10 protein-coding genes are annotated in these 13,185 nt (G+C 70.3%); 6 read left to right on the top strand and 4 right to left on the bottom strand.

The window, feature by feature from the left end; translation table 11 throughout:
* The first annotated feature begins 171 nt into the window (after nucleotides 1-171).
* Nucleotides 172-1,125, top strand: a complete 954-nt coding sequence (locus tag ACFVXC_RS13400; protein ID WP_389904807.1) for a DUF6528 family protein — start codon at nucleotides 172-174, stop codon at nucleotides 1,123-1,125.
* Between the two features lie 301 nt (nucleotides 1,126-1,426).
* Here the strand turns inward: ACFVXC_RS13400 and ACFVXC_RS13395 are convergent, their stop codons facing one another.
* Entirely contained in the window at nucleotides 1,427-2,068 is a 642-nt protein-coding gene (locus ACFVXC_RS13395; protein WP_389905289.1) for a MerR family transcriptional regulator, read from the bottom strand.
* Between the two features lie 186 nt (nucleotides 2,069-2,254).
* On the opposite strand from ACFVXC_RS13395, the gene ACFVXC_RS13390 reads away from it, so the two are divergent.
* From ACFVXC_RS13390 to ACFVXC_RS13380, 3 genes are read left to right on the top strand one after another with little or no spacing between them, the layout of a single operon-like run.
* On the top strand, nucleotides 2,255-3,871 hold the full coding sequence (locus ACFVXC_RS13390; protein WP_389904805.1) for a flavin-containing monooxygenase: 1,617 nt from the start codon (nucleotides 2,255-2,257) through the stop codon (nucleotides 3,869-3,871).
* On the top strand, nucleotides 3,868-4,830 hold the full coding sequence (locus ACFVXC_RS13385) for an alpha/beta fold hydrolase (protein ID WP_389904803.1): 963 nt from the start codon (nucleotides 3,868-3,870) through the stop codon (nucleotides 4,828-4,830). The genes ACFVXC_RS13390 and ACFVXC_RS13385 overlap by 4 nt, the downstream gene beginning before the upstream one ends.
* Nucleotides 4,827-5,705 carry an SDR family oxidoreductase gene (locus ACFVXC_RS13380; RefSeq protein ID WP_389904801.1) on the top strand — a complete coding sequence of 293 codons (879 nt, stop codon included), beginning with the start codon at nucleotides 4,827-4,829 and terminating at the stop codon, nucleotides 5,703-5,705. Before ACFVXC_RS13385 ends, ACFVXC_RS13380 begins: the two co-directional genes overlap by 4 nt.
* Nucleotides 5,706-5,818: 113 nt before the next feature.
* On the opposite strand, the gene ACFVXC_RS13375 is transcribed toward ACFVXC_RS13380, so the two are convergent.
* A complete protein-coding gene (locus ACFVXC_RS13375) occupies nucleotides 5,819-6,025 on the bottom strand; it encodes a hypothetical protein (RefSeq protein ID WP_389904800.1) in 207 nt (68 codons plus the stop codon).
* Nucleotides 6,026-6,219: 194 nt separating this feature from the next.
* Nucleotides 6,220-9,576, bottom strand: a complete 3,357-nt coding sequence (locus ACFVXC_RS13370) for a S41 family peptidase (RefSeq protein ID WP_389904798.1) — start codon at nucleotides 9,574-9,576, stop codon at nucleotides 6,220-6,222.
* 150 nt (nucleotides 9,577-9,726) lie between these two features.
* Here ACFVXC_RS13370 and ACFVXC_RS13365 point away from each other — a divergent pair, with 150 nt between their 5' ends.
* Together ACFVXC_RS13365 and ACFVXC_RS13360 are read left to right on the top strand one after the other, a co-directional pair.
* Nucleotides 9,727-10,299 carry a TetR/AcrR family transcriptional regulator gene (locus ACFVXC_RS13365; RefSeq protein WP_389905287.1) on the top strand — a complete coding sequence of 191 codons (573 nt, stop codon included), beginning with the start codon at nucleotides 9,727-9,729 and terminating at the stop codon, nucleotides 10,297-10,299.
* 139 nt (nucleotides 10,300-10,438) lie between these two features.
* A complete protein-coding gene (locus ACFVXC_RS13360) occupies nucleotides 10,439-12,706 on the top strand; it encodes an MMPL family transporter (protein WP_389904795.1) in 2,268 nt (755 codons plus the stop codon).
* A 128-nt stretch (nucleotides 12,707-12,834) separates the two neighbouring features.
* Here the strand turns inward: ACFVXC_RS13360 and ACFVXC_RS13355 are convergent, their stop codons facing one another.
* Nucleotides 12,835-13,179, bottom strand: a complete 345-nt coding sequence (locus ACFVXC_RS13355; protein ID WP_389905285.1) for an SsgA family sporulation/cell division regulator — start codon at nucleotides 13,177-13,179, stop codon at nucleotides 12,835-12,837.
* Nucleotides 13,180-13,185 lie beyond the last annotated feature (6 nt).

The raw sequence follows: 13,185 nt of genomic DNA, 5'->3' as shown, positions 1-13,185 counted from the left end.
GGGGGAGACTTCATGTCCGGGATGTCGTTGTCGAAGTCGTCTCGTCGGAGTGTGTTGCTCGGGGCCCTGGGCGTCGGGCTCGGGGCGGGGCTGCCGTTGGCCGCCGCGTCTCCCGCCGGGGCCGGGGGCGGGGGCGGTGCCTCGGGTGGGGTGCCGCGGCATACGCCGCCCGTGATTCTCACGGAGCAGGCGACCCAGCGGATTCTCGTGCTCGATCCGCGGCGCAGGGTCTGGGACGAGGAGGCCGATTCGTCCGTCGTGCGGTGGGAGTTCTCGCCGATGAGGCACGCGGGGTACGAGGACCTTGATCCGGAGTACAGCTGGGTGTATCCGAGCGAGTCCAAGGTGCGCAGGCACCAGGGGCATACGTACGTTCTGACGACCGCGTCCTTCGGCTTCGTCGCCGTTGTCCACTACCCCTCGGGCAAGCGCTACTGGGGCGCGGCGATCGGTCCCGGCGACGACCTCTTCAATCCGCACAGCGCGGAGATCCTGCCTGACGGCAACGTCGCCGTGGCGTGCAGTACGGGGGCGGTGGTCAGGCTTTACGCGGCCTCACAGGGGCCGCGGGCCTCGCGGTATGCCGAGGTGGAGCTCAAGGGGGCGCACGGGCTGCACTGGGACGGTGCGCGTGAGGTGCTGTGGGCCATCGGTGACGATGAGTTGGTCACGTACGAGGTGGGCGGGTCGCGGGCTCGGCCCTCGCTTCGGCAGCTTTCCTCGGTGGGGCTTCCTGTCGGGACGCCGGGTAAGACGCCGGGGGGTCATGACCTTTTCCCTGTGGCTGGACGGTCGGGGGCGTCGGGGGCGTCGGGGCGGTCGGGGTGGTCGGGCCGGTCGGGGGGTTCCGGGCGGCTCTGGGTGACGACCAACGCGTCTGTCTTTCAGTACGACATCGGGAGCGGGGCCTTTGTGCAGGACTTCGCTGGGCGTGAGGAGATCGTCCGGAAGTCGGTGAAGGCTGTTGGTGATGATCCGCGGACGGGGCAGGTTGTCACCACCGTGCCGGAGGGTGGGCTTGAGGAGACGTGGTGGACGCGGAAGGTGAGTGTGCATCGGCCGCGGGGGGCGTATGAGCTGGTGGGGGGCGGGATTTATAAGGCTCGGTGGTTCCTGCCTCGGTAGGGGGGGGGCGGCAGGGGGCAGGGGGGGCAGGGGGGCTGGTTTTGCCTCCGGCGGTTTCATCCCCAACCCCGCCCCTTCCCGAAAACTCGCTCGGCGCGAGGGCCTTGGGCGTACCGTCATCACCGGCTTCGCCGAGTTCGTCCTCAAACGCCGGACGGGCTGATAACCCCGCGTTCGTCCTCAGGCGTCGGACGGGCTGATAATCCCGCGTTCGTCCTCAGGCGTCGGACGGGCTGATAATCCCGCGTTCGTCCTCAAGCGCCGGACAGGCTGAAGATCCCGAGCGCCCGGCCGGTCGGCACTACTCTTCCGGCTTCTCCGAAGCCAAGCGGCGGTCCAGTGCCATCGACAGTTCCGCTTCCACCACGCTCTTCGCCAGGGGGCGCAGGCGCTCGATGCTTACGTCGTCTGCTTCGGGCGGGGTGTGGGTGCGGATTATCGTGATGAACAACTCCGCCAGCGCGTCCGCGTGTTCGCGTACGCGCTGGCCCGCCTCCAGGACCGCCGCCAGTGGGATGCCCTCGCGGACCAGTGCCGATGAGACGTCCAGGAGGCGACGGCTCACGTGGACGATTTCGTCGCCGTCCGTGCCGAGGTAGCCGAGGTCCAGGGCCGCGGCGAGGTTCTCGGGGGTGACCTCGCCCGCGAAGTGGTCGGCCAGTTCCTCGGGGGTGAGGCGGACCGGGGTCTCCTCGGTGGGTTCGCCGATGCCCAGGAGTTCGCCGACGTCGCGGCCGTTCTCGAAGGCCTCCGCCAGTTCCGCGATGCCGCTCAGGGTGTGGCCGCGCTCCAGGAGGGCGGCGATCGTCCGCAGTCTGGCCAGGTGGTGGTCGTCGTACCAGGCGATGCGGCCCTCGCGGCGGGGCGGCGGGATCAGGCCGCGCTCACGGTAGAAGCGCACGGTGCGCACCGTGATGCCGGCCGCCTTGGCCAGCTCCTCCATGCGGTACTCGCGTGTATCTGCCACGGCAGCAGCCTATGTGCTGCCGCGTCGGGAGCGCCGTGCGCGGGTTCTACCGGCGGTAACTCGGTGCGCCAGACCCCTACCCATCAGTACGCAGCTGTTCTACTCTCCCAATTGCGCCAGTGGTCACTGGCAGAGTCGTGAGGCAGTTCGGGAGGCGGCGGCATGGCCGAGGATGAGGACGGGCGCCAGCAGGGGCAGGAGCGGGAGAGGGAGCAGGAGCAGGGGCAGGGGCAGGAGCGCGAGCATGTGCGGGTAGCTGTGATCGGGTCCGGGTTCGGTGGGCTCGGTGCCGCGGTCCGGCTGCGCCGGGAAGGCATTACCGACTTCGTCGTCCTTGAGCGGGCCGGTGCGGTGGGCGGTACCTGGCGGGACAACAGCTATCCGGGCTGCGCGTGTGACGTGCCCTCGCATCTGTACTCGTTCTCCTTCGCGCCCAACCCCGACTGGCCGCGCACCTTCTCCGGCCAGGAGAAGATCCACGCGTACCTGGAGCAGGTCGCTGACACCTTCCGGCTCCGCTCGCACATCCGCCTCGATACCGAGGTGGAGCTCGTGCGCTGGGACGCGGAGAAGCTGTGGTGGGAGGTCGAGACCAGCAAGGGCACTCTCATCGCCGACATCGTCGTCTCCGCCACCGGGCCGCTCTCCGACCCCAAGCTGCCGGACATCCCCGGCCTCGACACCTTCGAGGGCGAGGTCTTCCACTCCGCGCGCTGGGACCACGACTACGACCTGCGCGGCAAGCGCGTCGCGATGATCGGCACCGGGGCCTCCGCCATCCAGATCGTGCCCGCCATCCAGCGCGAGGTCGGCAGGCTCACTCTCTTCCAGCGCACCCCGCCGTGGGTCCTTCCGCGCATGGACCGCGCCATCAGCAAGGCCGAGCGCTGGCTGCACCGCCAGCTGCCGTTCACCACGCAGGCCCGGCGCGGAATCCTGTGGGGCATAAGGGAGTTGCAGGTCCAGGCGTTCACCAAGCGGCCGAACGAGCTCGGCGCGGTCGAGCAGATCGGCAAGCGCAACATCGCGCGCGCCGTCAAGGACCCGGCGCTGAGGGCCAAGCTGACGCCGTCGTACCGCATCGGCTGCAAGCGGATCCTGCTCTCCAACACCTATTACCCGGCTCTCGCGCAGCCCAATGTGGACGTCGTCGCCAGCGGGCTCAGCGAGGTCCGCGGCAACACCGTCGTCGCCGCGGACGGCACCGAGACCGAGGTCGACGCGATCATCTTCGGTACGGGGTTCCATGTGACGGACATGCCGATCGCCAACCGCGTGGTGGGTGCCGACGGCGTGACGATGATGGAGACCTGGAAGGACGGGATGAAGTCCCTGCGCGGCGCGACCGCTGCGGGCTTCCCCAACTTCATGACGGTCATCGGCCCGAACACCGGGCTCGGCAACTCCTCGATGATCCTGATGATCGAGGCTCAGTTGAACTATCTCGCCGACTACGTAAGACAGTTGGACGTACTCGGCGGCCGGGCCGCGCTTGCCGTGCGGACGAGCGCCGTGAACGCCTGGAACGACAAGGTCCAGGAGCGCATGAAGCGCACCGTGTGGAACACCGGCGGCTGCAACAGCTGGTACCTCGACGAGAACGGCGTGAACACGACGATCTGGCCGGGCACGACGACGGAGTTCCGCAACGCCACGCGGCGGGTGGATCTCGCCGAGTACGAGGTGGTGCGGCCGCCGAAGGTCAGCGCGGCGGCGAAGCCCGCCAACGCGGGGAAGAGCACGTCGCGTACGGCGAAGAAGGCTGAGGCAGGGGCATGAGCAGGCTGACGCATGTGACGAGCGGGCCCTTCGCGCCGCCTGCCGCGGCGCGGGAGCTGACCGTCGTGTCGGCGGACGGCGCGCGGCTGCACGCGGAGGTGCACGGGCCCCAGGACGCGCCCGCGGTGGTGCTCGCGCACGGGTGGACGTGCTCGACCGCCTTCTGGGCGGCGCAGATACGTGACCTGGCCGTCGATCACCGGGTCATCGCGTACGACCAGCGGGGGCACGGGCGCAGTGTCGCGCCGGACGGCGTCGAGGGCTACAGCACCACCGCTCTCGCCGACGACCTGGAGGCGGTGCTCGCGGCGACCCTCGAACCGGGGGAGCGGGCTGTGCTCGCCGGGCACTCGATGGGCGGCATGACGATCATGGCCGCGAGTACGCGGCCCGTCTTCCTGGAGCACGCGGCGGCGGTTCTGCTGTGCAGCACGGGGAGTTCGCGCCTTGTCGCCGAGTCGCTCGTGGTGCCGGTGCGGGCCGGGCGGCTGCGGACGCGGATCACGCGGTCGGTCCTCGGCGCGAAGGCCCCGCTGGGGCCTGTGACGCCGATGGCCCGCAAGATCCTCAAGTACGCGACGATGGGGCCGGGTTCGGCCCCCGACCGGGTCGACGTGTGCGCGCACATAGTGCACGGGTGCCCCAGGGTGGTGCGCTACCGCTGGTCCCACGTGCTCGACGAGCTCGAACTCGACGCGGGTGTACTGGAGTTGAACGTGCCGACCGCGGTCATCGCGGGCACGGCCGACCGGATGACGCCCGTCACGCACGCCCGGCGCATCGCCGGGATGCTGCCGGACTCCCTCGGTCTCACCGAGCTGCCGGGGCTCGGCCACATGACGCCGGTCGAGGCGCCGGAGGCGGTCACGGGCAGGATCAGGGAGCTGGCGAAGAGGTACGTACGGGTGGACGGTCAGCAGGTGCACGGGCTTGAAGGGCTTGAGGGGAGCAGCGCATGAGCAAGGTCAGCCTGGAGGGCCAGGTCGCGGTCGTCACCGGGGCGGCGCGGGGCGTGGGGGAGTTGCTCGCGCGGAAGCTGTCGGCGCGGGGTGCGAAGATCGCGCTCGTCGGCCTTGAGCCGGACGAGCTGAAGCAGGTGGCGGGGCGGCTGCACACCGAGGCCGAGGCCTGGCACGCGGACGTGACGGACCATGTCGCGATGGCCCGGGTCGCCCAGGAGGTCAAGGAGCGGTTCGGGAAGGTCGACATCGTCGTCGCCAACGCGGGTGTCGCCAACGGGGGTCCGTTCGTCGAGTCCGACCCCGAGGCGTGGCGCCGGGTGATCGAGGTCAACCTCATCGGCAGCGCGGTGACGGGGCGGGCGTTCCTGCCGGTCCTGATGGAGAGCAGGGGCTATCTGCTCCAGATAGCCTCGCTGGCCGCGATCACGCCGGCGCCGATGATGACGGCGTACTGCGCGTCGAAGTCGGGCGTCGAGGCGTACGCGCACTGTCTGCGGGCCGAGGTCGGCTACAAGGGTGTGAAGGTCGGCGTCGGCTACCTGTCCTGGACGGACACGGACATGGTGCGGGGGGCCGATCAGGACGACGTGATGCGGGAGTTGCGGCAGCGCCTGCCGTGGCCGTCCAACAAGACGTACCCGCTGGGCCCGGCCGTCGACCGGATCGTCGCCGGTATCGAGCGTCGCTCCAGCCATGTGTACGCGCAGTGGTGGCTGCGGGGCATGCAGGGCATCCGGGGATACCTGCCGGGGGTCATCGGCTCGGTCGGCCAGCGCGAGATGCGGCGGTTCGAACCCCGCCTCGGGTCGGTCTCCACGGGGCTCGTGGGGGCGGGGGGCTCCGCCGATGAGCAGGTGCGCAGTGGGCGGTAGTTGGCTCCAAGGGCTGACCGGCTGACCGGCTGACCGGCTGACCCGGCCCCGCACGGCGATGAGGCCCGCCCGGCGTCCCGGGTGGGCCTCATCTGGTCCAGCTCGGCGCAGCGTCAGGCGTCGTAGTCCTGGTTGAACTTGTCCTGCTGCTCCTGCGCGGCGTCCCTGGCCTGGTCAGGGGCCTGCTGGCCGCGCTCCTGCGCGTCGTCGCGGCCCTGCGAGGCGCGCTCGCCCGCCTCGTCCTTCTTGTCGCCCATGGCCTTCTTGGCGCGGTCCTGCAGCTCGCCGGACTTGTCCTGGAACTGGTCCTTGATGCCCATGCTTGTTCACTCCTAGAGGGTGAGGTTGGAGGGGCCTCGACCAGACTTACATGGGGGGACCTACCTCGCATTTCGATCATTAACGGGCAGTGACGGGCCGCGAGAAGGCCCCCGAGAGGCCGCCGAGAAGGCCCCCGAGAGGCCGCCGGGAAGGCCCCCGAGAGGCCCGCCGGGAAGCCCCGTGAAGAGCCCCGCTACTCGCCCCGCGGCGGAAGCTTCGGACGCCGCCGGTCCGGTACGTCCCCGAGCCCCGGCGGTGTCGCCGCCGGCCGGTCTTTCAGCAGGTCGAGCGCCACCCGCACCGCGTCGTCGAGCTGGGCGTGCCGCCCCTCCGCCCAGTCCAGGGGCGTGCGGAGCACCTCCAGGTCCGGGGACACGCCGTGGTTCTCCACGGACCAGCCGTACTCGTCGAACCACCCCGCGTTCATCGGCACCGTGATGACCGTCCCGTCCCCGAGGGTGTGCCGCCCGGTCATCCCCACCACTCCGCCCCACGTGCGCAGGCCCACCACGGGGCCGAGGCCGAGCAGCTTGAAGGCCGCGGTGATCATGTCGCCGTCCGACGACGTCGCCTCGTCGGCCAGGGCCACCACGGGCCCGCGCGGTGCGTTCGACGCGTACGAGACCGGCTGGGCGTTCCGTGTCAGGTCCCAGCCCAGGATCTTCCGCGTCAGCTTCTCGACCACCAGCTCACTGATGTGGCCGCCCGCGTTGCCGCGCACGTCGACGATCAGGGCGGGACGCGCGACCTCCAGGCGCAGGTCGCGGTTGAACTGCGCCCAGCCCGATCCGCCCATGTCGGGGATGTGCAGGTAGCCGCACTTCCCCTCGCTCAACTCCCGTACGACCTCACGTCGTTTGGCCACCCAGTCCTGGTAGCGCAGGGGGCGTTCGTTGATGAGCGGGACGATCGCCACCCTCCTCGGCCTGCCCTCCGTCTCCGCCGCCTCGAACGTCAGCTCGACCGTCGTGCCGCCCGCCGCCGCGAGCAGGGGGAAGGGGCCCGTCAGCGGGTCCACCGGGCGGCCGTCGATGTGCGTGAGGACCGCGCCCTCGCGGATGCCGGCGCCCGCGAGCGGCGAACGCGCCTTGGAGTCGGAGGAATCGCCGGGCAGGATCCGTTTGATCACCCAACTGCCGTCACGACAGACCAGGTTGGCGCCCAGGAGGCCCATCGCCCGCTGATAGTGCGGCGGCCCTTCGTTGCGGCGGGCGGCGGAGACGTACGCATGGGAAGTGCCCAGCTCGCCGAGGACCTCGCGGAGCAGGTCCGCGAACTCGTCGGGGGAGGCGACCCGTTCCACAAGGGGCCGGTACTGGTTCAGGACCGCGGGCCAGTCGATGCCGCACATGTGCGGCTCCCAGAAGTAGGCGCGGATGAGGCGGCCCGCCTCGTCAAAGGACTGGCGCCACTCGGCCGCCGGGTCGACCTCGTGCATGATGCGGCGCAGGTCGATCCAGACGGTCGTGTCGATGTCGCCGACCTCCGTCGAAGGGATCGCGCTCAGTTCGCTGTCGTCGACCACCACGAGCCGTGAGCCGTCACCGCTGAGCGCGAACCAGTCGAGATGGTCGACCAGGGCGGACTTCTTGCCCTTGGTGATGTTGAAGTACTCCAGGGTCGGGCGCCCCGAGGTGTCCGCCGGATTGGCGAACGTCTCGCCGAGCGCGCCCGAGATCGGCCAGCGCAGCCAGACAAGGCCGCCGCCGCTGACGGGGTGGAGCGCCGAGTACTTCGACGCCGACACCGGGAACGGCGTCACCCTGCTCTCCAGGCCCTCCACCTCCACGATGACGGCGCCGTCCTGCGGCCTGCCGTCGGCCGGGTCGAGGCCGCCCGCGGCCGGGCGGCCGTCGGGGGAGAGGGCGAAGGGCGAGGGGGTCGCCGAGGACAGGGGGACGAGGTAGGGGCGGCAGCCGAGCGGGAAGGACAGATCGCCGGTGTGCACGTCGTAGACCGGGTCGAAGCCGCGCCAGGACAGGAAGGCCAGATAGCGGCCGTCGCGGGTGAAGACCGGGTTCTCGTCCTCGAAGCGGCCGTTGGTGACGTCGACGATGATGCGGCAGCCAGGACCTTCGATACGGGCCATCTTGATGTGGCGCAGGGAGCGTCCGATGCCGGGGTGCGACCACGTCAGCCAGGCCCCGTCCGGGGAGAACGCCAGGTCACGCACCGGGCCGTTGAGGGAGCGGATCAGCTCCGTCACCTCGCCGTCGGACTCCTCCGTGGCGTCGACCAGGAGGAGCCTGCCGTCGTTCGACGCGATCGCGAGCCGTTCGCCCTCGGGGTCGGAGAGCAGTTCGAGGACCCGGCCGAGCTTCCCCTGCGCGAGCCTGCGCGGCAGGCGCGTGCCGCTCGCGCGCGGCAGATAGGCGATCTCTACGGCGTCCTCGCCCTCCGCGTCGGTGACGTAGGCGACCTGCCCGCCCTTGCCGAGCATCTCCGGGAGCCGGACGCGCACGCCCGGGGTGTCCGTGATGGTGCGGGCGGGACCGTCCCGGTGTGTGAGCCAGTACAGGCTGCCCCGTACGACGACGGCGCTGGCCCGGCCCGTCGTGTCCACGGAGAGCGAGTCGACGTGCTGCGCGGCCGGCACCTGATAGATCCGCCGGCCGGCGCGCGGCCCGCCGAGGCGTACGTCGAGGCGGCGCGGCACGGAGTCGGCGGACAGGTCGTCCACCAGCCAGACGTCGCCCGCGCACTGGTAGACGACGCGGGCGCCGTCGCTGGACGCGTGCCGCGCGTAGAACGTGTCGTGATCGGTGTGCCGCCGCAGGTCGGAGCCGTCCGGCAGGCAGGAGTAGAGGTTGCCGACGCCCTCGTGGTCGGAGAGGAAGGCGATCCTGCCGTCCACGAACATCGGGGTGTCCAGATGTCCGTCGAGGTCGGGCACGAGCTGGTCGCCGTGCAGCCACAGGCGACCCTTAGCGCCGCCCCGGTAGCGCTTCCAGGCGGCGGGCTCGTGGGGCGGCTTCCCGGTCAGGAGGAGCGTCTTGCGTTCGCCCTCGATGTCGTTGACCGCGATGTCGTACACAGGGCCCCAGGGCAGCTTGCCGCCGGGTGATCCGTCGGTCGGCACGCTGTAGGCCCAGCAGTAGTACGAGAAGGGCTGGCCGTGCGAGGAGACGGCGAGGATGTCGCCGTCCGGGGACCAGCCGCAGACCCGGGTGTCCGTACTCCCCCAGTAGGTGAGGCGCCGGGCCGGGCCGCCGTCCACCGGGGCGAGATGGATCTCCGGATCGAGGCTTCGCCATGTCGTGTACGCGATGTGGCGGCCGTCCGGCGAGAAGCGCGGGTGGCTCACCTTGGTCCGGTCGACGGTCACCCGCCAGGCCCGGCCCGCGGGCTCCGAGTCCGGGCTCAGCGGGGCCACCCAGAGATCGTCCTCGGCCGCGAAACAGAGACGGTCGCCGCTGAGGTGCGGAAATCGCAGGTAGGCGTGGTCGGCAAGTTCAGCGTGGGCTTCATCGCGCGCGTCGGTCACTTCACCATGCTTTTCCGGTGTGCGGGGCCCGGCAACTCGTACATGCGGTCGGACAGGCGCGAACATGGCGCGTGACGCAGCACACGTACGAAACGGTTTCGTTTCGTTAAGGGGCCGAGTAGAGTCATGGCGTACGAAACAGTTTCGACAAGGGTCCGACAGGGACTCGACGCAGACTCGACGAGGAGCGGAGGGGTCATGGCTGAGGCGGCAACGGTGCGGCGCAGCCGGATCACGCCCGAGCGCGAGGCCGAGATCTACGCGGCCGTGCTCGATCTGCTCCGCGAGATGGGTTACGAGGCGCTCACGATGGACGCCATCGCGGCCCGCACGAAATCCAGCAAGGCCACCCTCTACCGCCAGTGGGGGAGCAAGCCCGAGCTGATCGCCAGGGCACTGCGGCACAACAAGCCGGTGTCCATCGCGGACATCGACACCGGGTCCCTCCGTGGCGACCTGATGGAATCCGTGCACCGGTCGGACGACTGTCAGATGGAGCAGGACGCCGCGCTGATGCGGAGCCTGTTCCACGTCATCCACGGAAATCCCGAACTCCACCACGCGCTGCGGCAGGTGCTCATCGAGCCGGAGATCACCGGCCTGAACACCCTGCTGCGCAGAGCCGTGGAGCGCGGCGAAGTGTCCCCGGACAACCCGGCGCTCGGCTTCGTCATCCACATGATGATCGGCGGCTTCGTCGCCCGTGACCTCATCGAGGACCGCACGGTCGACCGCGAGTTCCTCCGTTCCTACATCGACGCCGTGATTCTCCCCGCTCTCGGCGTCTGACCGACTCCCCTCCCCAGTACGTACGTTCCACCTGACGCGACCTCCCCATTGCCTTGAGGGCATGGGCGGTTTCCCCTACGCCGTCGGGCTGGTCCCCCCTGCCCCGTAGCCACCACGACCTGACCGGGAGTACGCCCTCGTGGCCACTTTCCTCTACAAGCTGGGCCGACTCGCCTTCAGGCGGCGGCACTTCGTCGCCCTGATATGGGTGGCGCTCCTGACGCTCGCCGGAGTCGGCGCCGCGTCCGCGCCCACCGCCGCCTCCAGTTCCTTCTCCATTCCGGGGACGGAGGCCCAGAAGGCCTTCGACCTGCTCGAAGACCGTGTGCCCGAAGCCAGTGCCGACGGTGCGAGCGCCAAGGTCGTCTTCAAGGCACCGGACGGCGAGAAGGTCACCGATCCGGACAACAAGGCCCAGATCCAGAAGACCGTCGCCGCCCTCAAGTCCGGTTCGGACGAGGTGGCGCGGGCGGACAGCCCCTTCCAGGCCAAGACGGTCAGCAAGGACGGCTCCACGGCGTACGCGTCGGTCTCGTACAAGGTCACCTCGATGGAGCTGACCGAGGACAGCCGTGACGCGCTTGAGAAGACGACCGACCAGGCGCGCGAATCCGGGCTCACGGTCGAGGTCGGCGGCGACGCGCTGCAGGCCATGCCGGAGACCGGGGCCACCGAGGTCATCGGCATCGCGATCGCGGCCGTCGTGCTCATCATCACCTTCGGTTCGCTGATCGCGGCGGGTCTTCCGCTGCTCACCGCGCTGATCGGAGTGGGCATCGGTGTCTCCTCGATCACCGCGCTCGCCAGCGCGCTCGACCTGGGGACGACGACTTCGACGCTCGCCATGATGATCGGCCTCGCGGTCGGCATCGACTACGCGCTCTTCATCGTCTCCCGCTACCGCGGCGAACTCTCCGACGGACGCGACCGCGAGGACGCGGCGGGCCGAGCGGTGGGGACGGCCGGATCGGCCGTGGTCTTCGCCGGGCTCACCGTCGTCATCGCGCTGGTCGGCCTGGCCGTGGTGAACATCCCGATGCTCACCAAGATGGGCTTCGCGGCGGCCGGCACGGTCGTCATCGCCGTACTCATCGCGCTCACCCTCATCCCGGCGCTGCTCGGTTACGCCGGCAAGAAGGTCAAGCCGATGGGCGAGAAGAGCAAGGTGCTCGGCGGGGGCAAGAAGAAGGCGGCGGCAGCCGACGGTGCCGCCGAGGGTGCTGCGGAGAAGGCCGGGGCGAAGAAGGACAACCTCGGCACCCGCTGGGCACGCTTCGTCGTGCGCCGTCCGCTCACCGTCCTGCTCGTCGGTGTCATCGGCCTCGGCGCCGCCGCGCTGCCCGTCTCCTCCCTCGAACTGGGCCTCCCGGACGACGGCGCGCAGCCGACGTCCACGACCCAGCGCAAGGCGTACGACCTGGTCTCCGACGGATTCGGCCCCGGCTTCAACGGCCCGCTGATGACGGTCGCCGACCTCAAGGGGTCCGCCGACCCGAAGGCCGCGGCCGGTGAGATCACCAAGACGATCTCCGGGCTCGACGACGTCCTCTCGGTCGCCCCGCCGATGATCAACAAGGCGGGCGACACGGCGATCATCAGCGTCGTCCCGTCCTCCAAGCCCAGCGGCATCGAGACCGAGAACCTCGTGCACGCGATCCGTGGCGCGGGCGCCGACATCAAGTCCGACACCGGTGCGAGCGTCATGGTCACCGGCTCGACGGCCATGAACATCGATGTCTCCCAGAAGCTGAACGACGCCCTGCTGCCCTACCTGGCACTCGTCGTCGGACTCGCCTTCCTCCTCCTGATCGTCGTCTTCCGCTCGATCCTGGTCCCGCTCAAGGCGGCGCTCGGCTTCCTGCTCTCGGTCCTGGCGGCCCTCGGCGCTGTCGTCGCGGTCTTCCAGTGGGGTTGGCTCGGCTCGCTCTTCGGCGTCGAGCAGACCGGCCCGATCATGAGCATGATGCCGATCTTCATGGTGGGCGTCGTCTTCGGCCTCGCGATGGACTACGAGGTCTTCCTCGTGACCCGCATGCGCGAGGCGTACGTCCACGGGGAGCGGCCCGGACAGGCGATCGTGACCGGCTTCAGGCACGGGGCGCGGGTGGTCTCGGCGGCTGCCGTGATCATGATGGCGGTGTTCGCCGGGTTCATCGGATCCAGCGAGCAGATGGTGAAGATGATCGGCTTCGGCCTCGCGATCGCCGTCTTCTTCGACGCGTTCATCGTGCGCATGGCGCTGGTCCCGGCCGTGCTCGCGCTGCTCGGCAAGAAGGCGTGGTGGCTGCCGAAGTGGCTGGACCGCGCACTGCCGAACGTGGACGTCGAGGGCGACGGACTGCGCACGGACGCCGAGAAGGACGCGGGCCGGGGTTCGGACGCCGACCGGGAGCCGGTAGGGGTCTGAGAGGTCTCGGGAGCGGAGTCTCGGGAGCGGGGGCGGCGACGAGCGCAGGAGGGAACGCGCTCGTCGCCGCCCCCGCTCGTCGCCGCCCCCGCTCTGTGCCGTCTGTGCCGTCTGCGTCCTCTGGGTCGTCAGTGGGGGACGGGAGTGGCCGCGTACGTGCGGCGCAGAAAGCGGACCAGCGCCGGAGCGTCGAACTGCACGACCGCCACCCCCTGCGCCGAGTGGAACTCCATGACCGTCTGGACCCGCCCACAGGGCCAGATGCGCACGTCGCCGCTGGTGGTCGGGGCCCGCAGGCCCTGTTCAAGGAGCTCTCGGGCGAAGGTCCACTCGTGAGGGCCACGGGAATCGTGGGAACCAGGGAGGCCGCCCCCCCCCCCCGGGGGGGGGGGCGGCCGGGGGGTGGGCCCGGCGGGCGGGGCGGCGGGCGGGGGGGGCGGGGGGGGCCGGGCGGACGGGGGGGGGGGGCCCAGGTGATA

The organism is Streptomyces sp. NPDC058257 (genome assembly GCF_042881845.1).
Lineage (GTDB): Bacteria > Actinomycetota > Actinomycetes > Streptomycetales > Streptomycetaceae > Streptomyces.
This window is presented reverse-complemented; position numbering and strand designations above follow the sequence as displayed.